Origin of the sequence: Synechococcus sp. KORDI-49, from assembly GCF_000737575.1 — a bacterium.
Taxonomy (GTDB): Bacteria; Cyanobacteriota; Cyanobacteriia; order PCC-6307; family Cyanobiaceae; genus Parasynechococcus.
The window spans coordinates 35462-61357 of record NZ_CP006270.1; the positions used below are offsets into that span (position 1 = coordinate 35462).

Sequence of the window (25896 nt, forward strand, 5' to 3'; positions counted from 1 at the left end):
CTAGGGTTTGCTTTCTTCTCTGAGGCAATTTGAATAGCGCCCAATTAATATTCCCATGACGGCTGCTATGTACAAGGGTCCAATAACACTTGTCGCCACACTCAGCATTCTTGAGAGTGGCAGGGCCGGGCTGATGTCTCCGAAGCCAACGGTTGTCAGACATGAGAATGCAAAGTAGTTCACCTCTGAGAATGCACTGGCTGTGTTCTGAACACTCTCGGGTGTGATGGCGAGATGTTCGGATGTTGTGAAGCTCCCTGGTTGGATTGTTTCCACGGCGCTCATCACCAGCGCAGCCGTCAGGCCAATGTGCAGATATCCAGCTGTTGCTCCCATCAACACATTTCCATCCACGTGTGGCTCTCTGGCCAGCCGACGGATGAGCCGGACGGTGCTCCATCCGACCAGCACGCTCCAGCTCATGGCGATCGGTACACCGCTGTAGATCCTTGCCGCTGGTGTGAGCAACCAGATCCAGAGGCTGATCACGGACAGCCCTCCCAGCGCTCTGTAGATCAGCTCCGCCAATCGGGGTGCCTGCTCATTCCTCAGCATCACCTGCGTGAGCAGAACTGCCACCACTGAATAGCTGATGTGTGTCGTGTCGATCGGTTCCGGCACGGCCATGCCTGTCATCACAGCGATTGTGCTCAGCAGCAGCCACTTGTATTGATGCCTCCCCTGACTGCTTCTCAGGTCTCTGCTGTTCACCTGGGCCTTCCATCTCTTCTGACATGCTGCGTATTTCGCTGACTCAGAACAAGGGCAGCTGCCTCTCGCCATCCCTTTTCCAGTTCGTTCCGTCCCAGGGTGTCAACATCGGTTCCAGAGCCTTCCGGTGATTGTGATCACCGGCTTCAAGCCAAACCCCTTCCAAACCATCAGGGATCACCACTGGCATCCTGTCGTGGAGTGACTTCAGCAACTGATTTGGTTGTGTGGTGATCACGCAGCAGCTGTCCAGCTCACTCCCATCAGGTCCCATCCAGCGATCCCAGAGGCCTGCCAGCCAGAACGGACGACCGTCGTTGCGCTCCACGCGTTCGCCCTTCTCCAGAAATGCACTGGCTGGCAGCAGACAACGGTGGTGACGCCATGGACCGCGGAAGGAGGCCTTATCAGATAGCGTTTCGGCCCGGGCGTTGAAGGGGCGCGGACCCTGTGAGGGATCCTTCACCCAGCTGGGAAGAAGCCCCCACAGCATGTGCCCCAGCCGTTCCTGGCCATGCTCCCGATACAGCACGAGTACCGGTTCTCCCGGGCGGATCTGGGCACGAGGTGCGTAGTGCTCAAGCCACGGGTCGTCGATCCGAGTGAGCCATGGTTCCAGGCGACGGCTCAGCTCCTCGAGCTGTGTATTGAGACTGAATCGCCCGCACATCAGCTCACGTTACGCATCGTTCGGTCTTCCCCCCCGTAAGGCGTCGCTTACCCCTCGTAGCGTGGCAGGAGTCTGGGCTTGAGCCATGCCGATCCGACAGGACGACAACCGACCGAACCGTCGATTCGGCATCATTAATCTGGTGCTCATCGGTTTCGGGGTCCTGCTGTTGTTCAGCAGCTTCATCCCGAGCAACGGCATTCAGCAGGTTCCAAGGGTGCCCTATTCCCTGTTCATTGATCAGGTGAATGACGGGGCTGTGAAACGTGCCTACATCACCCAGGACCAGATCCGCTACGAGTTGTCTGATCCGGAGGAGGGTGCCCCCCCCGTGCTGGCGACAACGCCGATCTTCGACATGGATCTGCCCCAGCGTCTGGAGTCGAAGGGGGTTGAATTTGCAGCTGCCCCGCCCAAGAAACCCAATATTTTCACCACGATCCTCAGTTGGGTGGTGCCTCCGCTGATCTTCATCCTTGTGCTTCAGTTTTTCGCGCGTCGTTCGATGGGCGGCGGTGCTCAGGGTGCACTCAGTTTCACCAAAAGCAAGGCGAAGGTCTACGTTCCTGATGAGGAATCAAGGGTCACGTTCGCTGATGTGGCCGGTGTGGATGAGGCCAAACAGGAGCTAACTGAGATCGTTGATTTCCTCAAAACGCCCGAGCGCTATGCAGAGATCGGTGCTCGCATTCCCAAGGGTGTTCTGCTCGTCGGCCCCCCAGGAACCGGCAAGACGCTCCTGTCCAAGGCGGTTGCAGGCGAAGCCGGTGTGCCGTTCTTCATCATCTCCGGCTCTGAGTTTGTTGAATTGTTCGTTGGTGCCGGTGCCGCCCGTGTTCGCGATCTTTTCGAGGAGGCCAAGAAAAAAGCCCCCTGCATCATCTTCATCGATGAGCTGGATGCCATCGGTAAAAGTCGATCCGGCTCCATGGGTGTTGTCGGAGGTAATGACGAGCGTGAGCAGACCCTCAATCAGCTGCTCACCGAAATGGATGGCTTCACCGCCCAGGACAAGCCGGTGATTGTTCTGGCGGCCACCAACCAGCCTGAAGTGCTGGATGCTGCGCTGTTGCGACCCGGACGCTTTGATCGACAGGTGTTGGTGGATCGTCCCGATCTGTCTGGCCGCAAGACCATCCTCGAGATCTATGCCAAGAAGGTGAAGCTTGCGGATGCTGTCGACCTCGACAGCGTGGCTCAGGCCACCAGCGGTTTTGCTGGAGCCGACCTGGCCAATCTCGTGAACGAAGCTGCCCTTCTTGCCGCCCGCAACTACCGCACGAAGGTTGAACAACAGGATCTCGGAGAAGCGATCGAGCGCGTTGTGGCCGGTCTTGAAAAGAAAAGCCGTGTGCTGCAGGACGACGAGAAAAAGGTCGTGGCTTATCACGAAGTCGGTCACGCCATCGTTGGCCATCTGATGCCCGGTGGCAGCAAGGTCGCCAAGATCTCGATCGTGCCCCGCGGCATGAGTGCCCTTGGGTACACCCTGCAGCTGCCGACGGAGGAGCGCTTCCTCAATTCCAAGGAGGAACTTCAGGGACAGATCGCCACCCTCCTCGGAGGACGATCCGCCGAGGAGATCGTGTTCGGCAAGATCACCACCGGGGCTGCCAACGACCTTCAGCGGGCGACCGACCTGGCTGAGCAGATGGTGGGCACCTACGGCATGAGCGACACGCTCGGCCCTCTGGCCTACGACAAACAGGGTGGTGGCCGCTTCCTCGGTGGAAACAACAATCCGCGCCGTTCCGTCAGCGACGCCACGGCTCAGGCGATCGACAAGGAGGTGCGCGGCCTGGTCGACAAGGCTCACGACGACGCCCTGGCGATCCTGCGCCAGAACATGGCCCTGCTGGAGACCATTGCCCAGAAGATCCTTGAGAAAGAGGTCATCGAGGGCGACGATCTCAAGCAGATGCTTGAGGCCAGTGAACTGCCCGAAGCTGTCCGTGCTTGACGGGCAGGCCGTTCATCTCCGATAAAACACCTTTGAAGCGCTCTTATGGCTTCCGGCGTCGCCGCTGTTCTCACATCGCTGGGTCAGCGTGATTACCTCTCATCAGCGGACTGTTCCGCTGATGAGACCCAGGGTCTCCTGGACCTCGCTCGCCAGCTGAAGAGCGGTGCTCGCCGCATCGATCTGGGAAACAGGGTTCTCGGGTTGATCTTCAGCAAGGCTTCCACCCGCACCAGGGTGAGTTTCCAGGTGGCGATGGCGCGTCTCGGCGGTCAGACCGTTGATCTGAACCCGAGTGTGACCCAGTTGGGGCGTGGGGAACCCCTGCAGGACACCGCAAGGGTGCTCAGCCGCTACTGCGATGTGCTGGCAGTGCGCACCTTCTCCCAGCAGGAGGTTGTCGATTACGCGCACTGGGCCACGGTTCCGGTTCTCAATGCCCTCACCGACCTCGAACATCCCTGCCAGGCCCTTGCTGACTTCCTCACCATGCAGGAGGAGCACGGTGATCTGGTCGGTCAGACCCTCGCGTACATCGGCGATGGCAACAACGTGGCTCACTCTCTGATGCTCTGCGGGGCCCTGCTTGGGGTGAACGTCAGGATCGGTTGTCCTGATGGCTTCGAGCCGTTGCCTGGCGTGCTGGATCAGGCGCGCAACCTGGCGCAGCACGGCGCCAAGATCGACGTCTTGACTGATCCAGGCAAGGCCGTTGCTGGAGCTCAGGCCGTTTACACCGATGTGTGGGCCTCCATGGGGCAGGAGCAGGAGCAGGCTGAGCGGGAGCAGGCTTTCGCCGGCTTCTGTGTTGATCAGGCTCTGATGGATCACGCCGCCCCGGGGGCGATCGTGCTGCACTGCCTCCCGGCGCACCGTGGCGAGGAGATCAGTGCTGAGGTGATGGAGGGGCCTGCCAGTCGCATCTTCGATCAAGCCGAAAACCGTCTGCACGTTCAGCAGGCCCTGCTGGCCGCTGTGATGGGAGGTCTCTGACCGGCTGCATTGCAACCGACGGGGTTCACCGGTACAAATGTATTGACACGCCTCTTCCCTCTGGTGGCCAGCGCGACTCCCGAGCCTCTAACTTCTGCCCAGCAGGAGCTCTACGACTGGCTGGCGGACTACATCACCACCCATCGCCACAGTCCGTCCATTCGTCAGATGATGCAGGCCATGGGACTGCGTTCCCCGGCTCCTGTTCAGAGCCGGTTGCGCCATCTGCAGCAGAAGGGATGGATCACGTGGCAGGAGGGTCAGGCGCGCACCCTTCAGTTGCTCGGGGATCTGGCGACTCAGGCCGGCATCCCGGTGCTCGGTGCTGTTGCGGCCGGTGGGCTTGTCACCGCGTTTGATGACGTGCAGGACCGACTTGATCTCGCGCCTGTGCTCGAGACCCGTGGCCTGTTCGCTCTCACAGTGAATGGAGATTCGATGGTGGATGCCCACATTGCCGACGGTGATGTGGTGCTGATGGAGCCCGTGCCGGATCCTCAGCGCCTGCGCAATGGAACCGTGGTGAGTGCCCTGGTGGCTGGCAGCGGCACCACGCTGAAGCACTTTCATCGCCAGGGCGGCATGGTGATGCTGGAGGCGGCCAATCCTGCCTACGAGCCGATCGAGCTGCCAGCTGAGCAGGTTGAGGTGCAGGGGCGCCTGGTGGCTGTGTGGCGTCAGGTCTGAAGCTGGCTGCGGTGTAAGCTTGGCTACGTCAACCGGTTAAGCCCTCGGGCACGGATGACGTTCACGGGGCCATAGCTCAGCTGGTAGAGCACCTGCATGGCATGCAGGGGGTCAGGAGTTCGAGTCTCCTTGGCTCCATTTTTGATCAACTGCAGGGGTGAGTTGTCGCGTCCGCAGACAGCCCTCTGTCAGGCTTCCTTAATAGGTAGGAATCACTACAACAGGCGCTGTTACGACTTTTTACAGTTTGTTCAGTTGCCAGTCTCTTGGATGGAAATTCCTCTCCACCAGCAGTTCGAGAAGCAGCGTCTTCAGGGAGTCGTGCACCGGGCCACTGATCTGGCTGAGTTGAAAGGTCTCACGCAGCAGTTGATCGATCTCTATTTCAAGCAGAAGGCAGCTACCGCCTGGGTTATCGCCGACAAATCCTGATCCTTTGGACGACATGGATGACACCACTGATTACGTGGCATCGATCCACATGGATCTCCACGGTCTCCAGCTTGCTTACAAAACAACTTCAGATGCCCTCACCAACTGGAGTGGCGGCGATCCAGAGGAACAGCAGTTTCTCTTTCACATGAAGGATCAGTTGTTTCGTTGCCTTCTGGAGAATTCGTTCTGCATTGATTGATTGATCAAGCTCCGGGGGGTTTCCGGATTCCGATCCAAGGCTCCCCTCAACAGGTCTGAGCGCGTCGATGACGAGGATTGCGCTGCCAGCATCACCCCAGCTGCTGCGGCTGCTCCGACAGCAGCAGCCATGGCGACGCGTCCAAAATCCCCGAGCAAACTGTTGATGACCGTCATCAGGGCTGAGCGTCTTCTTTCACCATCCCTGAGACGTTGGCCCGAAAACATCCCCCGAATGGGTGATTTTTGCCTTGTCCAATCGTGCTTGCCCCGAAGCACGCCTTCCGTGCCCCGTTCAGTTGGCGGCAGCTTTCTCCAGGTCCCGGCGGATCAAGGCAAGCAGATAGGACGGGGACTTGTAACGGGTCGGCAGACACCGGTTCAGGGTTTCGAGATGACCCCAACAGACCGTTCTTTCAATGTCTTTCGGTGATTTCCCCTGCTGCAGCAGCCTTCTGAGTGCCTTGCAATACATCGGATATCCCGCCTCAAGCTCCCCGATCGTCAGCTTCGCCTGAGGCATGGGATCCGAATCGGCTGTCTCATCAACCTATGTGGTCACGGGTCAGCTGTTCGGACCCAGCCCTGCCAGGTGAAGCACCACCTGGCACTGGTTCTGTTCAGCGAGCTGTTCGATCTGATCAATCGGCCCCTGCAGCCAGCGGGCCACCTGCAGCATGTTGCTGAGCCTGAGGGGCTCTGCTGTGCCGTTGGAGGATCCGCTCATCCTGCTGAGCGTGCTCTGTTCAACCCCCTGTTCCTCCAGCCACTGACGCAGCGGCACGCTCAGTTGCCGGTTGCAGGCTTCGATCCACAGATCCCAGTCCTCAACGTCGTCGGTGAGCGGGATCTGAAGGCTGATCTGCAGGCTTTCACTGGGGTCCAGCAGCGTGACGCTGGCACGCAGTGGCGTCAGCCCCGTGTAGAGCAGTCGCCAGCCGTTGTTCCGCAGGGATTCGGTCGCTTGCTCACGCAAGGCCAGTCGTTCCATCGAACGGCTGGCCAGATTCTCCGGAGGTGCAAAGGCGGGGGTTGAGAGGGTGACCACATCTGCCTCAATTGCCGCTGATTCTCTTAAGGGATTTCGCCGCGGAAACGGGTCAGCTCGATCACAGGGTCTGTGAATCCCCACCAAGCCAGGCGATGCAGTCGATCTCAACCCTGGCTCCCTTCGGGAGCGCCGCCACCTGCACGCAGGCTCTGGCCGGGCTGATCCCTTCACCGAACACCTCGGCGTAAAGGGCGTTGACAGTCTGGAAATCAGCCAGATCCGCGAGGAACACGGTGGTGCGCACCACCTGGGCCGGTGTGGCTCCGGCTGCCGCGAGCACAGCATTCAGGTTGCGAAGCACCTGACGGGTTTCAGCCGCCACATCCCCATCTCCCACCATGGCCCCCGTGTCGGGATCGAGGGGGATCTGACCGGAGCAGTAGAGCCATCCTCCGGCCAGGACGGCCTGGTTGTAGGGCCCGACCGGAGCAGGGGCCGCTGCGGTGGTGATGGCTTGGGCGGTCATGGCCGGATCGCAGAATGAAGGCTGATCATCGCGTTCTGCTGTTGTCGCCTGCTTCGAGTCCCGTTGAATTGCGCGGTCTCTGGCATCGCTACGGCGATTCGGCGGAGTCCTGGACGTTGAGAGGGGTGGATCTGCAGCTCTCCGAAGGGGAGCTGATCGGCCTGCTGGGGCCCTCTGGATGTGGCAAGACCACCCTGCTGCGCCTGATCGCTGGCTTCGAGACACCGTCCAGAGGCAGCGTGCATCTGCAGAATCGGCCCGTCGCCGGAGAGGGGCGCTGGCTTCCCCCCGAGCGCAGGGGTGTGGGCATGGTCTTTCAGGACTACGCCCTCTTCCCCCATCTCACCGCCTGGCAGAACGCCTGTTTCGGTCTTCGCCCCGGTCAGGACGACAGCAGGGCCAGTTGGCTTCTGGATCTTCTCGGTCTGGAGGGTCTGCAGCAGCGTTACCCCCATCAGTTGTCCGGAGGACAGCGCCAGCGCCTCGCCCTGGCGAGGGCCCTCGCCCCGGCTCCGCAGGTGGTGCTTCTCGACGAACCGTTCTCCAATCTCGATGTGGAGGTGCGTCTGCGGCTTCGCAGTGAGCTCTCCACCGTGCTGCGCCTCTGCGGTGCCAGCGGCCTGCTGGTCACCCACGATCCCGGCGAAGCGCTGGCGATCTGCGACCGGGTCGCCGTGATGCGGGATGGCGTTCTGCATCAGTGCGCCAGTCCACGATCCCTGGTGCAGGACCCGGCGACACCTTTTGTTGGTCGCTTCGTGCTTCAGGGCAATCTGCTGCCGGTGGATCAGGAGACGGATGGCCGGCTTCGCTGCGATCTCGGCCTGCTCGAGCCGGTTGACGACATGCCGATCGACCCTCTCCCGGACCGCTCAACGGTGCTGGTGGATCCTGGTGCGATCGCGCTGGAGGTGGACCCGGAGGCCGAACCCTGTGTGATGGGGCGTGAGTTTCTGGGTCAGGCCTGGCAGTACCGCATTCAGGCCGGTGACCTGCATCTGCGGCTGAGTGTTCCCCTGGATCAGGATGTTCCTCGTGGAACGCGATGCCGGCTGACGTTCCGGCCGGAGGCCACAGCCATCCTCTTTCCCCATCGGATCAGGGTGCGCGCCAGTGATCCTTGTGATGACGCAACTCAGCGAGCTGTTCCGCGGACTCGGCCTGCAGAAAAAGGTTGATGCGCCGCTCGGCCCCGATCGAGCTCGGCAGGCTCAGCTCTCCCCTCCGGCGCAGGGCCACCACGTCCCGATAGCGGCTGGCGATCGCTTCATCGTTGGGCCGATGCTGCAAAGCCCAGTGCAGATTCGCTTCCGTGTATTCATGGGCGCAGCAGACCTTGGTGCGGTCCGGCAGGCCAGCCAGCCGCTGCATCGCCCGGTGCATGTCCGCCGGCGTTCCTTCCATCAGTCGTCCGCACCCAGCTGAGAACAGGGTGTCCCCGCAGAACAGGACGGGGCCGAGATCCGGGTCCTCCTCTTCAGGCAGCAGGAAGGCGATGTGATTGGCGGTGTGGGCCGCCACATCGAGCACCTGCAGCTGGCGCCTGAGCAATGGCACCGCATCCCCGTCCGCAACGGAGATGGTCTGGAAGGGGATCCGTGTCCTGTCAGACGCTGCGGCGATCACATCTGCCGTCGGCCACCGCTCCAGCAGCGCTGGAGTTCCGCCGATGTGGTCGGCATGGTGATGGGTCTGCAACACCGCCACCAGCGTCAGATCCCTCTGCTCCAGCCAGACCTGAACGGGTTCGGCCACCGCTGGATCCACCACCACGGCGTTCCCGTCGCGCTCCCAGATCCAGATGATGTTGTCCTGCAGCACCGGCAGGGCATGAAGCGCGGAACGCATCGTTAAAGTCCAGCCTTGTATCCCGGCCCCCATGATCACCGTCGCACTGGCCAAGGGGGCGCTGCTCAAGGATTCGGTGACCCGATTCGCGGCGGCCGGGCTCGATTTCTCCGCTGTTCTCGACAAGAACAATCGCCAGTTGATGTTGCCCACCCCCTGCGGTCGGGCCCGCGCCCTGCTAGTGCGCAATGGAGATGTTCCCACCTACGTGGCCTATGGCCAGGCCCAGCTCGGTGTGGTGGGGTACGACGTTCTTCGGGAGCACCAGCTCCCCGTCGCCCAGCTGGTGGACCTCGGTTTCGGCGGCTGCCGCATGGCGGTGGCGGTGAAGGCCAGCAGCGGTTACACCCGTGCCGCCGACCTGCCCCCCCACTGCCGTGTCGCCAGCAAGTTCACCCACTGTGCCCGGGCGTTCTTCGATGCTCTCGACCTGCCTGTGGAGCTGGTGCATCTGAACGGTTCCGTCGAACTCGGCCCGATCACCGGCATGTCGGAGGCGATCGTTGATCTGGTGGCCACCGGCCGCACCCTGCGGGACAACGGGCTGGTGGCGATCGAGGATCTGTTCCAGTCCACCGCCCGCCTGGTGGGCCATCCCCTGTCCCTGCGCCTCGACACGGGCGAACTGGGAGCCATTGTTGACGCCATGCGCCTTGCGCAACCGGTCGGAGCCATGGCCTGATGAATGTCATCGGGGACTGGCAGCGGGTTCGCCGCCTCGGGCGATACCTGGCTCATGACCGGCGCCGACTGGTGCTCACCGTGCTGCTGCTGCTGCCCGTCGCTCTGGCGGGGTCGATCCAGCCTCTGCTGGTCGGCCAGGCGATCAGTGTGCTTCGCGGCGAAGCGAGCCTGCCGTGGCTCGCGGATCGCTCCACCCAGGAGGCGATGCGGATCATCGTCGGGCTGCTGCTCTGCGCTGTGCTGCTGCGTCTGGGGCTGCTGGGGCTGCAGACCTTCAACATCCAGGCGGTTGGGCAGCGTCTCACCGCCCGCATCCGAGACGATCTGTTCAAGCACGCGCTGGCGCTGTCGCTGCGGTTTCACGACTCCATGCAGGTGGGCAAGTTGCTCACCCGACTCACCAGTGATGTGGATGCCCTCGCCGAGGTGTTCGGCAGCGGTGCCGTCGGCGTGCTCGGCGATCTGGTCAGTCTTGTGGTCATCGCCGTCTCGATGCTGCTGATCGAATGGCGCATCGGTCTGCTGTTGCTGGTCACCCAGATTCCCGTGACCATGGTGGTTCTCTGGCTGCAGGGCCGCTACCGCGTGGCCAACTACAGCGAAAGGGAAGAGCTTTCCAAACTCAATGCCGACTTCCAGGAGAACCTGCAGGGTCTGGAGGTGGTGCAGATGTTCCGCCGCGAGGAGGTCAACAGCCGGCGCTTCCTGAAAACGGGTCTTGCCTACCGCCGTGCCGTCAACGGCACCATTTTCTTCGACAGCAGCATCTCCGCCTTCCTGGAATGGGTGGCGCTCGGAGCGGTGGCCTTCGTCCTGGCGCTCGGCGGCTGGATGGTCACCGACGGAGCGATGGGTCTGGGCATCCTCACCACCTTCATCCTCTACTCCCAGCGACTGTTCGATCCCCTGCGGCAGCTGGCGGAACGATTCACGCAGATCCAGCGCGGCCTGACGGCCGTGGAGCGCATCGGTGAACTGATGGAGGAGCCCCTCGAGATCCTGGAGGCCAGAGACGCGCGCCCGCTCAACGGCAGCGGCATCGGAGAGGTGATCTTCGAGGACGTCTGCTTCGGTTACAGGCCGGATGAGCCGATCCTTCACCATCTCTCCTTCCGGATCGCTCCCGGCGAACACGTGGCCCTGGTGGGACCCACCGGCTCCGGTAAGACCACCGTGATCCGTCTGCTCTGCCGTCTCTATGAGCCGCAGCGGGGACGCATCCTTCTTGATGGTCGCGACATCCGCAGCATCCCGATCGCCGATCTGCGGCGGCAGCTGGGGGTGGTGCTGCAGGACACCTTTCTGTTCAGCGGCAACGTCGCCGACAATCTGAGGCTCAATGCCGACATCAGCGACGGGGAGCTGCAGGGGATCTGCCGCGACCTCGGCCTTGATCCCCTCTTCGCCCGTCTGCCCCAGGGTCTGCAGACTCCGCTGCGGGAACGGGGCGGCAATCTCTCCTCCGGAGAGCGCCAGCTGCTGGCGGTCGCCCGGGTGGCGATCCGCAACCCCACCGTGCTGGTGATGGATGAAGCCACCGCTTTCATGGATCCAGCGACGGAAGCCACGTTGCAGCGGGATCTCGACCGCCTGCTGCAGAGACGCACCGCCGTGGTGATCGCTCACCGGCTGGCGACAGTGGAGGCTTCCGACCGCATCCTGGTGTTGCGCCGGGGTGAGCTGATCGAGCAGGGCACCCACCTTGAGCTGCGCGCTCGCGGGGGCCTCTACGCCCAGCTGGCGGATCTGCAGGAGCGGGGGTTGGCCAGACTGTGATGATGCAGTCCCTACCGATGCCGACGGAAGAGCTGCTGCAGCAGTACGGCGCTGATGCCCGCCTCTGCCCGTGTGCCAACGACCAGCTCACCCTGGTGTTCAGTCAGACGCATTCCTTCGATCTGGTCGAACTGGAGCAGCTGCTGGAGGCGGTCGGCTGGAGTCGCCGTCCGGTGCGGCGGGTCCGCAAGGCACTGGCCAACAGCCTCCTGAAGGTGGGGCTCTGGCGTCATGACCCGCGCATTCCACGCCTGGTGGGTTTCGCCCGCTGCACCGGCGATGGTGTGTTCGAAGCCACCGTGTGGGACGTGGCCGTGCATCCGCTGTATCAGGGAAGCGGCCTTGGCCGTCAGATGATGGCCTATGTGCTGGAGGCGCTCGAGCAGATGGGCACCGAAAGGGTCAGTCTGTTCGCGGATCCCGGTGTGGTGTCCTTCTATCAGCGCCAGGGCTGGGAACTGGAGCCCCAGCAGCATCGCTGTGCCTTCTGGTACGCCAGCTGAGACAGGCTCAGCGTCTGTAATCCCGAGCCAGGCCGTCTGCTGGTGCGCCCCGGGCCCAGCGACGCCTCAGCAGAGCGTTACGCCAGGCCAGGTGCAGCACCCCCTGTCGTCGCCAGCGACGGCCGCTCGTGATCAGGGGGTGACCGATCCGCCGGAGCCGGGTTTGAGCGCCGAGGCGCTGGACAAGGTCAAGATCCTCCATCAGAGGAATCGGCCGATATCCCCCCACAGCGGAGTAGAGCCTGCGGTGGATCAGGAGCCCCTGATCGCCGTAGGGGCGTTGCCGCCAGCGACTGCGCCAGGCCACGGCCGCCTCCAGCAGACGCAGCATCGGGCGCTGTTCCGAGACCCTGAAATCGAAGTACCAGGCCTGTCTCTCCGCGTCAGGACGTTCCAGCACCGCTGTGACGGCGTCGACCCAGCCCATGGGCAGACGGCTGTCGGCATGCAGCACCAGCAGCCAGGGTCCGTGCGCCTGGGCGGCCCCCCAGCGCAGTTGCTGCCCGCGGCCAGCGACAGGGCTTCGCAGCAGGCCGGCCCCGCCGATGCGGGTCACCGCAGCCGTGGCATCGCCACTGCCCCCATCCACCACAAGAATCTCCAGATCCCCCGGCCATGTGGCCAGATCCGCGAGCAGCAGTGGGAGGGTGCCGGCTTCGTTGAGGGCCGGAATCACCACGCTCAGCCCAGCCAAGGCCGCAGATCCGTCAGCTGATCGAGGTCGTTGCGTTCCCCCAGCAGCATCGTGCTGACTCCGCGATCGGCCGCCTGCGCCAGCGTGCTGGCGAGCACCCGTTCCCCGCCCCAGGGGATGCCGCTCAGCGGCCAGAGCGCCGGTTGCCTCAGCAGCTCCCGGGACAGCCCGATCAGCCAGTAACCGCCGTCCTCCGCCGGCCCCAGCACCAGGTCGCTGCGTTGGAGCATCTCGATGGCCGCCAGCAGGTCACGGCGGTTCAGCCACGGCAGATCCGTTCCGATCACGAGGGTCGGACCGTCGGTTCGGCGGGACAGCAGCAGCTGCCGTCGCAGCCGCGTGCCCAGCCCTCCGCCTCCCTGAAGCCGGACGGAGCCGACGCCGAGGCTGCCAGCCCAACGCCTTGCTGCGCCAGGCCCTGTTCCACTCACCGCCAGCACAACATCCAGTTGCCCGTCCTGTTGCAGCCGCTTCGCCACGGCCAGGGTGTGTCCGGTCAGCCGTCGCTGAATGTGCGCTGCCCGTTCGGCGGCAACGGGGTGCTGCAGCACCTGGCTGAGATCGTGCGCCAGGCGACGTTTGCAGCGTCCTGCCGCGGGCCAACGGGCCATCACCACAAGCGCGGCTCCTGGCGGCATCTCAGCTCTTGCGCGGCAGTTCCTTGGGACGCACCTCAACGGTGAGTGGCTGCCCCTTCCGCTCCAGCATCAGCTGCATCGGTTCGCCGACCTGACCGCGATCCACGGCCAGCTGCACCTCCGAGGGGTTGCTGACCTCGGCACCGTCCACCTTCTGAATCAGGTCGCACTGCTGGATGCCGGCTTCGGCCGCCGGGGTGCCGGGCACCACTTCCACCACCAGAACGCCGTTGACCTCCGGGACTTCGCAGGTGTTGCCCGTGGCGTTGATCTCGCGGGCCAGCTGCGGGGTGAGGCTGCGCAGCTGCACGCCGATGAACGGATGGGAGGCCTGTCCGGTGCTGACGATCTGCTGGGCGATGCGCTTGGCCAGGTTGATCGGCACCGCGAAGCTGAGGCCGGCACCCGGTGCCTGCCGGATCGCCGTGTTCATTCCGATCACCTGGCCGGAGGCATTGATCAGCGGGCCGCCGCTGTTGCCGGGATTCACGGCTGCATCCGTCTGGATGTAGGGAACCCGCTGGCCGGCTCCGATGGCGTTGGTGCGGCCCACGGCACTGATGATGCCGGCGGTGACGGTGTTGTTGAGGCCGAAGGGATTGCCGATGGCGATCGCCCATTCCCCCGGTCGCAGCGTGTTGGAGTCCCCGAGGCTGGCCACGGGCAGGTTTTCGGCCACCACCTTCACCACCGCCACGTCGGTGAGTGGATCGCCACCGAGCACCTTCCCATTGAAGCTGCGGCCATCCGGAAGTGTCACGGCCACGGTGTCCGCTCCCCGCACCACATGTTCGTTGGTGAAGATCAGACCGTTGGTGCGGGTGATGAACCCGGAGCCCTGCCCCTGCTGGCGCTGGGTCGACGGCCCAAATCCGAACATGCTGCCCAGCGGGTTGTTCACCTCCTTCACCGTGTCGATCCGGACCACCGCAGGGCCTACGCGATCGACCGCTTTGACGATCACGTTCTCGCCCGGTTGAAGCGGTGCCGTCCGGGGTTCGTCGTTCACCACCGGCGGCAGTGTCACCGGTGCCTCCTGCTCCAGCCCCAGCTGCTGCCGCAACTGGGCGCAGGAGCTGAGGCTGGTGGCGATCAGGGCGATCCCGATCCAGGCGATTGATCGCTGCATCCCGACTTGGTGTCTCCTGCTTCATTTAAGGCGGGTTTGCCGGGGCATCCTGCGTAGATTCGGCGCTGAGGGAGATGGCAGTGGCGGTGCTGACGGGCGAGGAGCTCTGGAACCAGGTGCAGCAGGGGCTGCAGACCAAGCTCAGCAAGCCCACCTTCGAAACATTCATCCGGCCCACGGGCTGCAGCGGCTTCGCCAACGGAGAACTGAAGCTGCTCGCTCCCAACCCGTTCGCCAGCATCCGGCTGAGGGAGCAGCTGCTCCCCACCATCGCCGAGCTGGCCAGCTCGGTGTGCGGTCAGGCAGTGCAGGTCACGGTTCTGGCGGACACCGCTCTGGCGCCACCCGACAACGCCCCGTCCGACCCGGTGGAGGCGCCTGCACCGGCTCCCTCAGGAGGATCCGGGCCTCCACCACGGCGCTATCTGCCGGGACTGAACCCCCGCTATGTGTTCAGTCGCTTCGTGGTGGGTCCCAACAGCCGCATGGCCCATGCCGCTGCCCTGGCCGTGGCGGAAGCTCCCGGCCGTGAGTTCAATCCACTGTTTCTCTGCGGCGGCGTCGGTCTGGGCAAGACCCATCTCATGCAGGCCATCGGTCACTACAGGCTTGAGATCGATCCCGATGCCCATGTGGCCTACGTCTCCACCGAGACCTTCACCAATGACCTCATCGACAGCATCAGCAAGAAGAGCACCAAGGCCTTCCGCGACCGCTACCGCGCTGCAGATCTGCTGCTGGTGGATGACATCCAGTTCATCGAAGGCAAGGAGTACACCCAGGAGGAGTTCTTTCACACCTTCAATGCCCTGCATGAGGCGGGAAAGCAGGTGGTGATCGCCAGCGACAGGCCCCCCAGTCAGATCCCCCGACTGCAGCAGCGGCTGATCTCTCGGTTCCAGATGGGGCTGATCGCCGACATCCAGGCCCCGGATCTGGAGACCCGCATGGCGATTCTCCAGAAGAAGGCGGAGCAGGAGCGCATGGCGTTGCCCCGCGATCTGATTCACTACATCGCCGGACGCTTCACCTCCAACATCCGCGAGCTGGAGGGGGCTTTCACAAGGGCTGTGGCCTTCGCCTCGATCACGGGCCTGCCGATGACGGTGGAGTCGGTGGCACCGATGCTCGATCCCACGGGGCAGGGGGTGAAGGTGACGCCGCAGCAGGTGATCGAGAAGGTGTCGGAGGTCTTCGATGTCACGGCCGATGAGATGCGCAGCAGCACCCGTCGCCGTGCGGTCAGTCAGGCCAGGCAGGTGGGCATGTACCTGATGCGCCAGGGAACGGATCTCAGTCTTCCCCGCATCGGCGACACCTTCGGCGGCAAGGATCACACCACCGTGATGTACGCGATCGAGCAGGTGGAGAAGAAGCTCTCTGCGGATCCTCAGCTGGCCGGCCAGGTGCAGAAGGTGCGGGATCTGCTCCAGATCGATTCACGCCGGCGCCGCTGATCAGCGGCAGGCCTTTTTGTCTCCGCGCCAACCGGCCATGTCGGAAGCGGCAGGGGAACAGACCAGACGGCGGGCCGGAGCAAGCGCCGGTTCCAGACTCCGCGAACTGAAGGGAGGCAGAGGGCGGCGGCGCAACCAGGCTCCCCAGCGGAATTCGTGATACGGGATCTGGGGCTGCGGTTTGATGAATCCCTCCTTCTTCAGCTTCCAGACCAGGCTGCGATAGGGATCATCGTCAAGATCCAGCAGCGAACCCGGCAGTTCCGCTGCCATCCGGGGTCCGTTGCCCCGTCCATCCACCAGGTACAGCCAACCCTTCGCTTCCAGAAAGGCCAGCACCTCCTGCGGATCGCTCACGGCTGGTTCCGCAATCACGTATCCCCATGCCGAGGCGTGGGGATCCAGTCCGAGCAGGCCGCGCAGCCGGTGATGTCGATCCACCATCCAGAGATCACCGGCCGCGCTGCGCACCAGAGGAACCGGCTTCTGCCGGAGAGCGCTGAGGCGTTCCTCCCGGCTTTCCTGGGCGAAGTCCTGCTGCCGGGCCCAGACCTCTGCCAGACCGACGCACCACTGGGTCGGGCGAAGCCTGGCGACGGGAACCTCCAGCAGCTGTGTGCCTTTGCCCGCTTCTGGAATCGGTTCGAAGGCCGGGAGCTGCAGGGGCACGCGTGGGTGCAGGCGCACCGTCACTATGGCGGAGCAGGCCTGGGTTAGGGCTATCTCAGAAAGGCCTGGGGATCCTGGTCGTATCGATCCCGGATCGGCAGCGGTCGGGGAGCGGCCGGGCCATCCAGTGCTGCCGTCGCCTCGAGACACTGCCGCAGCAGCCGCGCCGCCGGCAGCGGCATGTCTCTCGGAACGGAGATTCGATCCCGGAGATACCGCAGTCCGGCTGCACTTCCGGAGGTCGGTCGGCAGGGGCGTCCGGTGATCAGCTGGGTCAGTGCGGCGCGCAGGGGCTGATCGAACCGCTCGCTCCCGAGGGGGTTCAGCGCCAGCAGCTGGTCACGGTGTCGCATCACCCGACCAAGGGCAAGAGCTGTTGTCCGCTTCGGATCGTCGTCGGTCCAGCTGGTTTCGTCCTGTCCGAGCCCGTCGCCGCGATCAATGGCTTCCGCCAGTGACTGCTGGCTCTCGGAAACATCCGGCCAGCAGCCGCCCATCTGCGGCGGAAGATCATGGGCATGGGTGTGCATGTCGCTCTGGGTGCCCCGGTAGGTCTCCAGCTGTTCAAGAGCCGCAAACCAGCGATCGATCGCCGGATGTTCGCGACGGAGGCGATAGCCCTTGTAGTAGGCCAGGGAGGCGTTCATCCGCTCCACGTAGGGCACGAACACCAGGTCCACGCCGCCCGGTCCCTGGTCATCCAGCCACGGACCAGGGGTCTGCTCCAGGGCCTGTTCCATCCGTTGCGCCGTGCGCTGGAACTGGTCGCGGGCCTGCTGCTGCTGTCTCGGCCTCAGGCCCGGGGAGCAGAGCCAGAGACACCAGGCCCGGAAGAGCAGACGCTCCAGCTGCCGCAGCTCCAGAGCCCGTGGATCCATCAGCGGCAGGCCGAGCGGTCCGAAGGCCTGCTCCAGGCTCAGCAGGATCACGTCGCTTTCGGTGATCAGCTGTCCGTCCAGCTCAAGGGCGGGAAGCATTCCCGATGGCACCAGCTGCAGAAACCAGGGCTCCTTGCTGCCGTAGCAGCGCATCGTCACCTTGCGGATGCGGTACGGGATGCGCTGGAACTCAAGCCACAGCCACACTTTCTGGCAGTAAGGGCACCAGGCGTGATGGTCGCGGTAGAGGGTGACCCTGACGTCGGATTCGGAGTGCCCGAACAGACGCAGAACGGCCTGGGAGCTGGTGGGACCGTTGATGCGGTCCGGTTCCTGGCCGATGTACTGACTTAACTGCTCCCAGCTCTGAGCTTCAGGAGTTGCCGGTGTAGGGGGCATGCAGGATCGGCGCGACGTTCCCTCTGCCATAGGACTGCCAGTCGCCGAGTTCTTTCATCAGGGCCAGACAGTCCTGCTGGCGGCCCTCACGTGCCAGCTGATCAAGGCGTTGTTTCAGGTCGTCCATGGTCAGCATCATCACGATTTCGCGACGCTGAGCGCTGGGAGCCTGCTGCAGGTCAGGGGACTGCTGAGAGTGACGCTGGGGTTGTTTCATCGGTAAGAGGGCTCAAGCAACTGCGGAACGGCGGTTTACGGGTCCTTCAGGACATCTTTCCCGGACCATAACTCTGCCTTTACCTAAGCGCAGGTGTTCCCGGGCACCCGTCTCCGCTTCCCGGGCGTCAAGAGAATGGGACCCCCTGAGGTGTTGCGGATGGATGCCGATTTTGATCTGATCGTTCTGGGAGCGGGTTCCGGTGGTCTGGCTGCCGCCAAGCGGGCGGTTCGCCACGGGGCGCGGGTGGCGATTGCGGAAGGAGATCGGGTCGGGGGGACCTGCGTGATCCGTGGCTGTGTTCCGAAAAAGCTGCTGGTCTACGGCGCGCAGGCCCGGCATCAGCTGCAGGACGCGCCCTCCTATGGCCTGCACGTGGAGGCTGTGCGCTCGGATGTGAGTGAACTGCTGGAGCGCGTGCGTTCGGAGGTTGATCGCCTCAACCTCCGCCATCGCCAGATGCTCTCGGAGGCCGGGGTGGAGTTGCTGCAGGGCTGGGGCCGGTTCACGGCTCCTGATCGCATCGGTCTGTCCGCCACGCCCGGTGGACCGATCGAGCGAGAGCTCGGAGCAGCCCGGATTCTGATCGCCGTCGGCGGTCAGCCGATCCGGCCCTCGATCCCCGGCGCGGAACACACCTGGCTGAGTGACGACATGTTCCTGCAGGAGACCTACCCGGATCAGGTCGTGGTGGTGGGTGCTGGATTCATCGCCTGTGAATTCGCCTGCATCCTCCGGGGCCTCGGGGTCTCGGTGACCCAGGTGGTGCGGGGCTCCCGTCTGCTGCGGGGCTTTGACCATGAGCTGGCCGATGCGGTTCTGACCGGGATGCAGGACAGCGGCATCCAGGTGTTGTTCGATCGCACGGTCCATGCCGTCGACCGCGTGTCGCCCGATGACCCGTCAGCCGGGTTGACGGTGGAGCTGTCTGATGGCCGCCACCTCCCCTGCGGCGGCGTGCTGATGGCCACGGGCCGTCGTCCCCGGCTGGAGGGGCTCGGCCTCGAGATCGCCGGCGTCGCGGTCGACCGTGGACGCGTTCTGGTGGATGCGGATCAGGCCACGTCCGTGCCCCACATCCATGCCGTCGGCGACGTCACCGATCGGATCAACCTCACACCGGTGGCCATCGATGAAGGCAGGGCCTATGCCGACAGCGTCTTCGGCGGCAGGCCGCGGCAGGTGAATCACGACCTGGTGGCCACCGCGGTGTTCTCCGACCCGGAACTGGCCAGCGTCGGATTGTCGGAACAGGCTGCGATCGAGCGCTTCGGCGAGGAAGCGGTCACGGTGCACCGGGCCCGCTTCCGTTCGATGTCCAGAGCGCTTCCCGCCAGCGGTCATCGCTGTCTGCTGAAGCTTGTGTTGCAGCGGGAGGGAGGCCGTGTGCTCGGCTGCCACATGGTGGGAGAGCACGCCGCGGAGATCATCCAGATGGCGGCCATCGCCGTTGGAATGGGAGCCACCAAGGCTGATTTCGATCGCACCATGGCGCTGCATCCCTCCGTCTCGGAGGAGTTCGTGACCATGGGGTGATGATCCGGATCGGCTCTGTCAAGCAGGTCAGTGACCTGCAGAACCAGTGTTTCGACCTAATTTCTGGGCATTCGCTTGATCCGGTTGTTCGGCGCTGAGGCACTGAAGCAGGGAGGTGCGCTGATGGCACCGTTGCTGCTGCTCTCCATCGCTGTGCTCTCAGCAGGATTCGAGCGCCTGATCTACTGGCTGAGCTGGAGGCGGGAGCAGCCCGGTTGCCTCGATGCCCTCCGGACCTCCCTGTCAGGGCTGACCAACGCCGAAGCCAGCAGGGTGCTCGAACAGAAACTGCGCCGACTGGATCGCCAATTCAGCCGCTGGGAGCCCAGCCTTGATCTGGCGATGGTGCTGGGTCCCCTGATGGGGTTGCTCAGCACGGTGCTGGGACTGATGAAACTTCTCCAGGCCCTCGGTCCGGATCTCCTGCTTCCCAGGGGGGAGACCCTGCTGTCGGATTACGGGACCATTCTGGTAGGCACGGCTCTCGGGCTGGTGGTGGCGATGGTGGCGCTGCTGGTGCAGCGCATCAATCGCATGCAGCGCCGGTCCGTTGTGGCGCAGTTGCGCGAGGCCTGTCTGGAGGTCTGAATGCCGCTTGTCCTCGCCCTCAGCGCTGTCACCGTGACGTTGACGACAGCCCTGGCACTGCTCCCGAGTGCTCTAAGAGAGACACCGATCGAGAGTCCAAGCGTCCCCCTGGTCGACAGCCAGGCCGAACGCTGGTTCGTTGTGCGCTCCTCCAGCGGCAGCTGGTATCTGAACGGCGAGCCGATGGCCTCCAATCTTCTGGCTCGGATCCTCATGGGGCCGGACCTGCCTCCGGGTGGCGTCAGCTTCCTGCCGTCCAGTGCCAGATCGGCCTCGCTGGTGGCCGACGATCTGGCCTGGCTACAGAGCAACAGCGCTGGTCCGGTGCGTCTGCAGCTGGAGGAGATCCAGCTGTGACCTCCTCCTCTCTGCGCTGGTCGGTCGGTTTCTCCCTGGTCGCCGTGTCCCAGCTGCTGCTGATCACGGGATTGATCGTTCTGCCCCAGTGGCGGGCCCAGATGTCTGCCCGGGATGGGGTGATCACCTTCTTCGTGGGTAGGGACGGTTCAGTCCGTCTCTGGAATCGCCCCATCGATGCGGCGGTGATGCCCGCCCTGGTTCAACGGGCCGAACGCTTCAACGCCACCGCCCGCGTGCGGCTGGTGGCGTCACCCGGGGTCACCTGGGGTGTGGTGCAGGACCTTGTCTCCCTTCTTGATCAGACATCACTCGATGTTGAACTTCAGCTCCCTCCGACAGCGCGCTCCTGAGCTGCTGCTGCTCGCACTTCCCGTCGGCCTCTCTCTGGTTGTTCACAGCGTCTGGATCTCCAGAGACGGCGCTGAAAGCAGAGTGGGTGATTCGGACCAGAGCGTCAGCATCGACAACACCGCCCAGCTGGTGCGGATCACCCGACGGGCATCACAACAGCAGACGCTGGCTGCTGTGGGGTTGGATCTGAGCGGCACGCTTCCTCCCCCGGCTGCCGACGTGCTGCAGAAGATCGAGCTGCCTGACCCCAAGCCGGACTGCCCACCCCAGCAACAACGGGTGACCACCAAGGTGCTGCCGGATGTCAGTGCACCAACGGCGATTCCGGCACCCCAGGAGCAGACGGCTCAGCGGCAGGAATCGGTCGTTGCAACGGCGCCGAGCGCGCCGTTGCAAGCGCTGGACGGGGTCGCTCTCGATCGGCTGTGGGGACTGGCGATGGGGGTGCCGGTCTGGCCGGAAGACCTGCTGGGGCCGAAGCCGGTGATCGGAGAACTGCGGGAGCTCTCGCTCGACGACGTTGCCGACATGGATGCAACGGATCTTCATGAGCTCTCCGTTGAGGCGGAGTCCGGCACCTATCTGGTGAAGGTTTTCGGAGACAGGGTTTTCCTGCTGAGAGAACCCTGAGTCGGTCGCAACAGCGACAGGGACCGGGCCAAGAGGACCTTATGGTGAAGTTAAGAATGCGTTAATGCCTGATGCCCACTCTCCTGCTTCTGCTCCTCGCGTCGTGGCTTGGGGTGGGAACCGTGCAGGGGGGCGAGTGGTGCAGGTCTCAGGAGGGGGCGGTCGGCAGTTACGACCCCGGACGGCAGGAGATCAACCTGTGCATGGAGCGGATCCGTGAGAAACAGCGATCCCCGATGGAAGTGGCGCGGCACGAGCTGTTTCATGCCGTGCAGCACCTGTTCGGGCGCAATGGCCGCAGTTTCCTCAGTGATGACCAGATCACGCCCCTGGTGCGCTGGCTGATGGACGACGGTGAAGTGATGGCCGTGCTCATGCTCTATCCCAGTGAGGAGATCAACAGCGAGCTGGAGGCACGTCTCGTGTCGCGATTGCTGCCCAATGAGGTCATCGGTGGTGCTCTGCTGGCAGGTCGGCTGCTCCAGGACGCACCACAGCAGGGACCGATCGGATCCTTGCGGGCCTACCTGCTCGGTCGCCCTGATTCCTGATGTCCGACGCTTAGGCGAGGGTGTCCGCCAGGCGAAGGGCCAGCGCGATCACCGTGAGGCCCGGTCCGACGCTCGGACAGCTCGGGAAGACACTCGCATCGGCGAGGTAGAGGTTGTCAAGCTCATGGCACTTGCCGAAGCCATCGACCACGGAGCTCGAGGGATCCTCACCCATGCGGCAGGAACCGCAGCCATAACCCACAACGCTCATCGGTGCTCCACCGCGGGCATGGGTGGGTGCCTTCAACACCACCTTGGTCACCGGATCCTTCTCCACCTCCTTCAGGGTGTCGATCCAGCGGTAGACCAAGCGGTCATGCGCTTCCCGGTTGTTGTGGATGTAATTGATCCTGATCTGGTCGTTGTGCAGCCAGATCTTGTTATGGGGATCCGGCATCACCTCCGTCATCGCCCACCAGGCGACGGAGCGGGACGCCAGTCGCTCAAGGCCGAAATCGGGGATCATTTTGCTCACCAGGGAAAGCACTGGTGGTGACTCGGCAAACAACGCGTCCTGCAGAACGCCTCCGGCTGTCTGGATGTGGCCAAGCGGGAAGCTGACGTTCTTGTCACCCCAGTAGTAGTCGTTGATGCCCAGAGAGCGCCCGTATCTGCCGCTGTTGCGTTCCGTGGCCAGCTGCAGGATCGAGGTGAGCTGAAGATTCATCAGATTGCGGCCCACCTGATCGGAGCCGTTGCTGATGCCTTTGGGGTGGTGCGAGTTCGCCGAACGCAGCAGGATCACCGGGGTGTTCACGGCCCCGGCCGCCAGCACCACGACATCAGAGCGGAACAGCCAGGTGTCGCCATCCAGCTCCGCCTCCACGGCCTTCACCTCACTGCCGCTGGGGTTCACATGCAGTCGCAGCACCCTGGCGTTGTCGCGGATGGTGAGCCGGTCTGGATCTCCGGCTTCAAGGCCGAACAGCTGGGAATCGCCGCTCGGGTCGTCCCGATCTTCGGACCAGCTGATCGGAATGTCGTACGGCTGGCATCCCTGGCGTTGCAGCGCGGCACGCAGGGGTTCGAGGAACGGCTCCACCGGCTTGGGCATGGCCACGTAATCACCGTTGCGGCCCGGCTCGGTGGGGTCCACCCCCGCCTTGCCGTGCACCCGGTACAACTGCTCCGCCTGCTCGTAGTACGACGCCAGTTCGCCGTAGTCGAATGGCCAGGCCGGCGAGATCCCCTCCTGAAGAGGAACTTCGCCGAAGTCCTGCTCGCGCATGCGCTCGAGCACAGCTCCCCAGATCTTGGTGTTGCCGCCGCGGGCGTAGGTGGTCTGGGGCGCGAAGGGATCGCCGTCCGGCCCGAACCAGCGTTCGTTCTTGGGGTGGTAGCGGTCCTTGCGGAACAGATCCACGTCGGCGACGTTCTGGTCCTCGAGAGCCATGGCCCCGCCGCGCTCCAGCACCAGCACGGATTTGCCCTTGCGGCTGAGGGCACCGGCCAGGGTGCCGCCACCGGCTCCGCTGCCGATGACGATGACGTCGTAATGGCGGTCGTCGATGATCATGGGATTACTGCCAGACGTAGATGAGGAGGAAGAGGATGATCCAGATCACATCGACGAAGTGCCAGAACAGGCTCACCGAAGCGACGCCCATTTCGCCCTTGTCGTAATTCCCCGGACGAAAGGAACGCGCCAGCATCAGGCCCATCAGCAGGATGCCGGTGATCACGTGCAGACCGTGAAAGCCGGTGAGCAGATAAAACATCCCGCCGAACACACCGCTGCTGAGGCTGAAGGTGAGCTCCGACCATTCGACGTACTGCCCGTAGACGAAGTACGAGCCCATGGCCATGGTGAGCAGCCACACCGCCCGGAAGCCCCAGAGGTTGCGCTGATGCAGGTAGCGCTCAGCGAAGTAGGCAACAAAGCTGGAGCTCACCAGCACCACGGTGTTGATCAGTGGCATGCGCACCTCCAACCCCGCGACACCATCCGGGAGCCATTGGGGGGCCGTGAGCTTGAGCACCGCGTAGCCGGCGAAGAAGGCCAGGAAGATCACGCTCTCGGAGCAGAGGAAGATCACGAAACCGGTCATGTTGTGACCGTCGTGCTTCACATGCCCGGGGGTGTGATTCAGCTGCAGATCGGGGTTGACGCTGGTCATCGGGTCAGGCCTCCAGGGAGCGGCGGACGTAGAACTCCTCGTCCTCGACGAGGGGGTGCCCCAGGCCGTAGCCGTAGGGCTCGCTGATCACGGTGGGGATGTCGTCCTCGAAGTTCTCAGCTGGTGGCGGGGAGGGCAGCAGCCACTCCAGGCCGATGGCCCGCCAGGGATTGGGAGGAGCCTTCGGACCCCGGGCCCAGGAGCTCACGATGTTGAGGAGGAAGGGAATCGAGGCGACGCCGAGCATGAAGGCACCGATGCTGCCCAGCACGTTCCAGATCGCGAATTCCGGGTCGTAGGAGGCGACACGGCGGGGCATGCCCAGCAGACCGGCCCAGTGCAGGGGCAGCCAGTTCAAGGTGGCACCGATGAAGGTGAGCACGAAGTGCACCTTGCCGAGGCCTTCGTAGTACATCCGGCCGGTGAATTTGGGGAACCAGTGGTAGATCCCGGCGAACACCCCGAAGCCGATCGTGTTGAAGATCACGTAGTGGAAGTGGGCCACCACGAAGGCGGTGTTGCCCACGTGAATGTCGATCGGAACCGTGGCCAGCATCACGCCGGTGATGCCGGCGAAGATGAAGTTGAACAGTCCGCCGAGGCAGAAGAGCATCGGCGTGTTCAGCCTTAAATTTCCCTGCCACAACGTTCCCAACCAGGCGAACACCTTCACGCCCGTGGGTACCGCGATCAGCATCGTGGTGAACATGAAGATGTGGCGCATCCAGTTCGGCGTGCCCGTATAGAACATGTGGTGGGCCCACACGATCAGGCTGAGGAAGGTGATGCCGAAGGAGGCGATCGCCACGAAGCGGTAACCGAACAGTGGCTTGCGGGCATAGACCGGGAACAGCTCGGAGAAGATGCCGAACACCGGCAGCACCAGAACGTAAACAGCGGGGTGGGAATAGAACCAGAAGAAGTGCTGGAACAGCACCGGATCGCCACCGCCTTCCGGGCGGAAGAAGCTGGTGCCGAAGCTGAGGTCGAACAGCAGCATCACCGCTCCGCCGGTGAGAGCGGGCAAACCGATCAGCTGGATGGTCTGGGCAGCCCAGGCGGTCCACACGAACAGCGGCATGCGGAAAAACGTCATCCCGGGTGCCCGCATGCGGATGATCGTCGTCACGAAATTGACGGCACCCATGATCGAGGAGATTCCCGAGAGGGCCACCGCCAGGATCCACAGGAACTCGCCGTTGATGAAGTGCCCGAGGGGGTTCTGAAGGCTCATCGGCGGGTAGGACCACCAGCCCGATGACGCCGGTCCGCCGGGGGCGAAGAAGCTGCCCATCAGCACCGCGGCGAACACCGGCACCAGCCAGAAGGCCGCGGCGTTCAGCTTCGGAAATGCCATGTCGGGCGCACCGATCATCGTGGGGATCAACAGATTGTTGAAGCCGTTGAGAATCGGGAACAGAAACAGGAACAGCATCACTGTTCCGTGCATTGTGTAGAGCCCGTTGTAAACACTCGGATCAACCAGATCAGCCGGTGGCGTGATCAGTTCGCCCCGTACGATCATGGCCAGCAGACCACCCACCAGCAGGAAGAAAAGCGAGGTGGCGATGTATTGGATGCCGATCACCTTGGCATCGGTGTTGAAGCTGAAAAACCGCTTCCAGTTATCGGGTGCACCGGGTACCGGATGCGGCGCTTTGAGGATGCGGGGGTCGTACTTGGTGGTCGTCATGGCGCGT

Annotated in this window: 31 protein-coding genes and 1 tRNA gene; 17 read left to right on the forward strand and 15 right to left on the reverse strand. The window is 63.6% G+C overall.

Annotation, left to right across the window (positions count from 1 at the left end):
- Nucleotides 1-711 (reverse strand): potassium channel family protein, encoded by a 711-nt coding sequence (locus tag KR49_RS00080; RefSeq protein ID WP_052378102.1) that lies wholly within the window; start codon nucleotides 709-711, stop codon nucleotides 1-3.
- Between the two features lie 43 nt (nucleotides 712-754).
- Nucleotides 755-1381 (reverse strand): SOS response-associated peptidase, encoded by a 627-nt coding sequence (locus KR49_RS00085; RefSeq protein WP_043690435.1) that lies wholly within the window; start codon nucleotides 1379-1381, stop codon nucleotides 755-757.
- Nucleotides 1382-1466: 85 nt separating this feature from the next.
- Here KR49_RS00085 and ftsH point away from each other — a divergent pair, with 85 nt between their 5' ends.
- From ftsH to KR49_RS00115, 6 genes are all read left to right on the forward strand, one after another.
- Nucleotides 1467-3341 carry an ATP-dependent zinc metalloprotease FtsH gene (gene ftsH, locus KR49_RS00090; protein WP_043690437.1) on the forward strand — a complete coding sequence of 625 codons (1875 nt, stop codon included), beginning with the start codon at nucleotides 1467-1469 and terminating at the stop codon, nucleotides 3339-3341.
- Between the two features lie 45 nt (nucleotides 3342-3386).
- A complete protein-coding gene (gene argF / locus KR49_RS00095; protein WP_043690439.1) occupies nucleotides 3387-4334 on the forward strand; it encodes an ornithine carbamoyltransferase in 948 nt (315 codons plus the stop codon).
- A gap of 42 nt (nucleotides 4335-4376) precedes the next feature.
- The gene (lexA, locus tag KR49_RS00100) at nucleotides 4377-5021 is read left to right on the forward strand and encodes a transcriptional repressor LexA (RefSeq protein WP_253912776.1); all 645 of its coding nucleotides are present in this window, start codon (nucleotides 4377-4379) and stop codon (nucleotides 5019-5021) included.
- A gap of 65 nt (nucleotides 5022-5086) precedes the next feature.
- Nucleotides 5087-5159, forward strand: a tRNA-Ala gene (locus KR49_RS00105).
- 132 nt (nucleotides 5160-5291) lie between these two features.
- Nucleotides 5292-5453 (forward strand): hypothetical protein, encoded by a 162-nt coding sequence (locus tag KR49_RS14110; RefSeq protein WP_173402099.1) that lies wholly within the window; start codon nucleotides 5292-5294, stop codon nucleotides 5451-5453.
- A gap of 13 nt (nucleotides 5454-5466) precedes the next feature.
- The gene (locus tag KR49_RS00115; RefSeq protein ID WP_043690443.1) at nucleotides 5467-5655 is read left to right on the forward strand and encodes a hypothetical protein; all 189 of its coding nucleotides are present in this window, start codon (nucleotides 5467-5469) and stop codon (nucleotides 5653-5655) included.
- A 294-nt stretch (nucleotides 5656-5949) separates the two neighbouring features.
- Here KR49_RS00115 and KR49_RS00120 read toward each other — a convergent pair whose 3' ends face one another.
- The 3 genes from KR49_RS00120 to KR49_RS00130 all read right to left on the reverse strand — a co-directional run bounded on the left by KR49_RS00120 (nucleotide 5950) and on the right by KR49_RS00130 (nucleotide 7171).
- On the reverse strand, nucleotides 5950-6177 hold the full coding sequence (locus KR49_RS00120; RefSeq protein ID WP_043690446.1) for a DUF3136 domain-containing protein: 228 nt from the start codon (nucleotides 6175-6177) through the stop codon (nucleotides 5950-5952).
- A gap of 42 nt (nucleotides 6178-6219) precedes the next feature.
- On the reverse strand, nucleotides 6220-6702 hold the full coding sequence (locus tag KR49_RS00125) for a hypothetical protein (protein ID WP_043690449.1): 483 nt from the start codon (nucleotides 6700-6702) through the stop codon (nucleotides 6220-6222).
- 61 nt (nucleotides 6703-6763) lie between these two features.
- Complete coding sequence (locus KR49_RS00130; RefSeq protein ID WP_043690451.1) at nucleotides 6764-7171, reverse strand: Rid family detoxifying hydrolase; 408 nt, start codon at nucleotides 7169-7171, stop codon at nucleotides 6764-6766.
- A gap of 14 nt (nucleotides 7172-7185) precedes the next feature.
- Here KR49_RS00130 and KR49_RS00135 point away from each other — a divergent pair, with 14 nt between their 5' ends.
- Nucleotides 7186-8349 carry an ABC transporter ATP-binding protein gene (locus tag KR49_RS00135; protein ID WP_052378103.1) on the forward strand — a complete coding sequence of 388 codons (1164 nt, stop codon included), beginning with the start codon at nucleotides 7186-7188 and terminating at the stop codon, nucleotides 8347-8349.
- Here KR49_RS00135 and gloB read toward each other — a convergent pair.
- On the reverse strand, nucleotides 8270-9019 hold the full coding sequence (gene gloB, locus KR49_RS00140; protein ID WP_052378104.1) for a hydroxyacylglutathione hydrolase: 750 nt from the start codon (nucleotides 9017-9019) through the stop codon (nucleotides 8270-8272). The two genes, KR49_RS00135 and gloB, sit on opposite strands and share 80 nt — an antisense overlap.
- Before the next feature lie 31 nt (nucleotides 9020-9050).
- On the opposite strand from gloB, the gene hisG reads away from it, so the two are divergent.
- The 3 genes from hisG to KR49_RS00155 are packed head-to-tail and all read left to right on the forward strand — an operon-like array spanning nucleotide 9051 to nucleotide 11982.
- Nucleotides 9051-9701, forward strand: coding sequence for an ATP phosphoribosyltransferase (gene hisG / locus KR49_RS00145; RefSeq protein WP_043690453.1), 651 nt, complete (start codon nucleotides 9051-9053; stop codon nucleotides 9699-9701).
- Nucleotides 9701-11479 carry an ABC transporter ATP-binding protein gene (locus tag KR49_RS00150; protein ID WP_043690455.1) on the forward strand — a complete coding sequence of 593 codons (1779 nt, stop codon included), beginning with the start codon at nucleotides 9701-9703 and terminating at the stop codon, nucleotides 11477-11479. Before hisG ends, KR49_RS00150 begins: the two co-directional genes overlap by 1 nt.
- Entirely contained in the window at nucleotides 11479-11982 is a 504-nt protein-coding gene (locus KR49_RS00155) for a GNAT family N-acetyltransferase (protein ID WP_043690459.1), read from the forward strand. Before KR49_RS00150 ends, KR49_RS00155 begins: the two co-directional genes overlap by 1 nt.
- A 7-nt stretch (nucleotides 11983-11989) precedes the next feature.
- Here the strand turns inward: KR49_RS00155 and KR49_RS00160 are convergent, their stop codons facing one another.
- The 3 genes from KR49_RS00160 to KR49_RS00170 are packed head-to-tail and all read right to left on the reverse strand — an operon-like array spanning nucleotide 11990 to nucleotide 14443.
- On the reverse strand, nucleotides 11990-12676 hold the full coding sequence (locus KR49_RS00160; RefSeq protein WP_043690460.1) for a TIGR04283 family arsenosugar biosynthesis glycosyltransferase: 687 nt from the start codon (nucleotides 12674-12676) through the stop codon (nucleotides 11990-11992).
- Nucleotides 12664-13314: a TIGR04282 family arsenosugar biosynthesis glycosyltransferase gene (locus KR49_RS00165; RefSeq protein ID WP_043690463.1), complete on the reverse strand. Its 651-nt coding sequence runs from the start codon at nucleotides 13312-13314 to the stop codon at nucleotides 12664-12666. The genes KR49_RS00160 and KR49_RS00165 overlap by 13 nt, the downstream gene beginning before the upstream one ends.
- A 1-nt stretch (nucleotide 13315) precedes the next feature.
- On the reverse strand, nucleotides 13316-14443 hold the full coding sequence (locus KR49_RS00170; protein WP_043690466.1) for a trypsin-like peptidase domain-containing protein: 1128 nt from the start codon (nucleotides 14441-14443) through the stop codon (nucleotides 13316-13318).
- Between the two features lie 74 nt (nucleotides 14444-14517).
- Here KR49_RS00170 and dnaA point away from each other — a divergent pair, with 74 nt between their 5' ends.
- Nucleotides 14518-15900: a chromosomal replication initiator protein DnaA gene (dnaA, locus tag KR49_RS00175; protein WP_043690468.1), complete on the forward strand. Its 1383-nt coding sequence runs from the start codon at nucleotides 14518-14520 to the stop codon at nucleotides 15898-15900.
- Here dnaA and KR49_RS00180 read toward each other — a convergent pair whose 3' ends face one another.
- From KR49_RS00180 to KR49_RS00190, 3 genes are read right to left on the reverse strand one after another with little or no spacing between them, the layout of a single operon-like run.
- Complete coding sequence (locus tag KR49_RS00180) at nucleotides 15901-16569, reverse strand: ParB-like protein (protein ID WP_043696321.1); 669 nt, start codon at nucleotides 16567-16569, stop codon at nucleotides 15901-15903.
- 50 nt (nucleotides 16570-16619) lie between these two features.
- The gene (locus KR49_RS00185) at nucleotides 16620-17846 is read right to left on the reverse strand and encodes a glutathione S-transferase family protein (RefSeq protein WP_043690471.1); all 1227 of its coding nucleotides are present in this window, start codon (nucleotides 17844-17846) and stop codon (nucleotides 16620-16622) included.
- Nucleotides 17821-18063 carry a hypothetical protein gene (locus KR49_RS00190; RefSeq protein WP_052378106.1) on the reverse strand — a complete coding sequence of 81 codons (243 nt, stop codon included), beginning with the start codon at nucleotides 18061-18063 and terminating at the stop codon, nucleotides 17821-17823. Before KR49_RS00190 ends, KR49_RS00185 begins: the two co-directional genes overlap by 26 nt.
- Nucleotides 18064-18222: 159 nt before the next feature.
- On the opposite strand from KR49_RS00190, the gene gorA reads away from it, so the two are divergent.
- The 6 genes from gorA to KR49_RS00220 all read left to right on the forward strand — a co-directional run bounded on the left by gorA (nucleotide 18223) and on the right by KR49_RS00220 (nucleotide 22079).
- The gene (gene gorA / locus KR49_RS00195; RefSeq protein WP_043696328.1) at nucleotides 18223-19599 is read left to right on the forward strand and encodes a glutathione-disulfide reductase; all 1377 of its coding nucleotides are present in this window, start codon (nucleotides 18223-18225) and stop codon (nucleotides 19597-19599) included.
- 75 nt (nucleotides 19600-19674) lie between these two features.
- Entirely contained in the window at nucleotides 19675-20187 is a 513-nt protein-coding gene (locus KR49_RS00200; protein ID WP_253912777.1) for a MotA/TolQ/ExbB proton channel family protein, read from the forward strand.
- Entirely contained in the window at nucleotides 20188-20544 is a 357-nt protein-coding gene (locus KR49_RS00205; protein ID WP_043690475.1) for a hypothetical protein, read from the forward strand.
- Nucleotides 20541-20897 (forward strand): hypothetical protein, encoded by a 357-nt coding sequence (locus tag KR49_RS00210; RefSeq protein ID WP_043690477.1) that lies wholly within the window; start codon nucleotides 20541-20543, stop codon nucleotides 20895-20897. The genes KR49_RS00205 and KR49_RS00210 overlap by 4 nt, the downstream gene beginning before the upstream one ends.
- Complete coding sequence (locus KR49_RS00215) at nucleotides 20863-21528, forward strand: hypothetical protein (RefSeq protein WP_156957049.1); 666 nt, start codon at nucleotides 20863-20865, stop codon at nucleotides 21526-21528. Before KR49_RS00210 ends, KR49_RS00215 begins: the two co-directional genes overlap by 35 nt.
- Nucleotides 21529-21599: 71 nt before the next feature.
- On the forward strand, nucleotides 21600-22079 hold the full coding sequence (locus KR49_RS00220; RefSeq protein ID WP_043690482.1) for a hypothetical protein: 480 nt from the start codon (nucleotides 21600-21602) through the stop codon (nucleotides 22077-22079).
- Nucleotides 22080-22089: 10 nt separating this feature from the next.
- Here the strand turns inward: KR49_RS00220 and KR49_RS00225 are convergent, their stop codons facing one another.
- From KR49_RS00225 to KR49_RS00235, 3 genes are read right to left on the reverse strand one after another with little or no spacing between them, the layout of a single operon-like run.
- On the reverse strand, nucleotides 22090-23595 hold the full coding sequence (locus tag KR49_RS00225; RefSeq protein ID WP_043690485.1) for a GMC oxidoreductase: 1506 nt from the start codon (nucleotides 23593-23595) through the stop codon (nucleotides 22090-22092).
- A gap of 4 nt (nucleotides 23596-23599) precedes the next feature.
- Entirely contained in the window at nucleotides 23600-24196 is a 597-nt protein-coding gene (locus KR49_RS00230) for a heme-copper oxidase subunit III (protein ID WP_043690489.1), read from the reverse strand.
- A 4-nt stretch (nucleotides 24197-24200) separates the two neighbouring features.
- Nucleotides 24201-25889, reverse strand: coding sequence for a cbb3-type cytochrome c oxidase subunit I (locus tag KR49_RS00235; protein WP_043690492.1), 1689 nt, complete (start codon nucleotides 25887-25889; stop codon nucleotides 24201-24203).
- Between the last annotated feature and the right edge of the window lie 7 nt (nucleotides 25890-25896).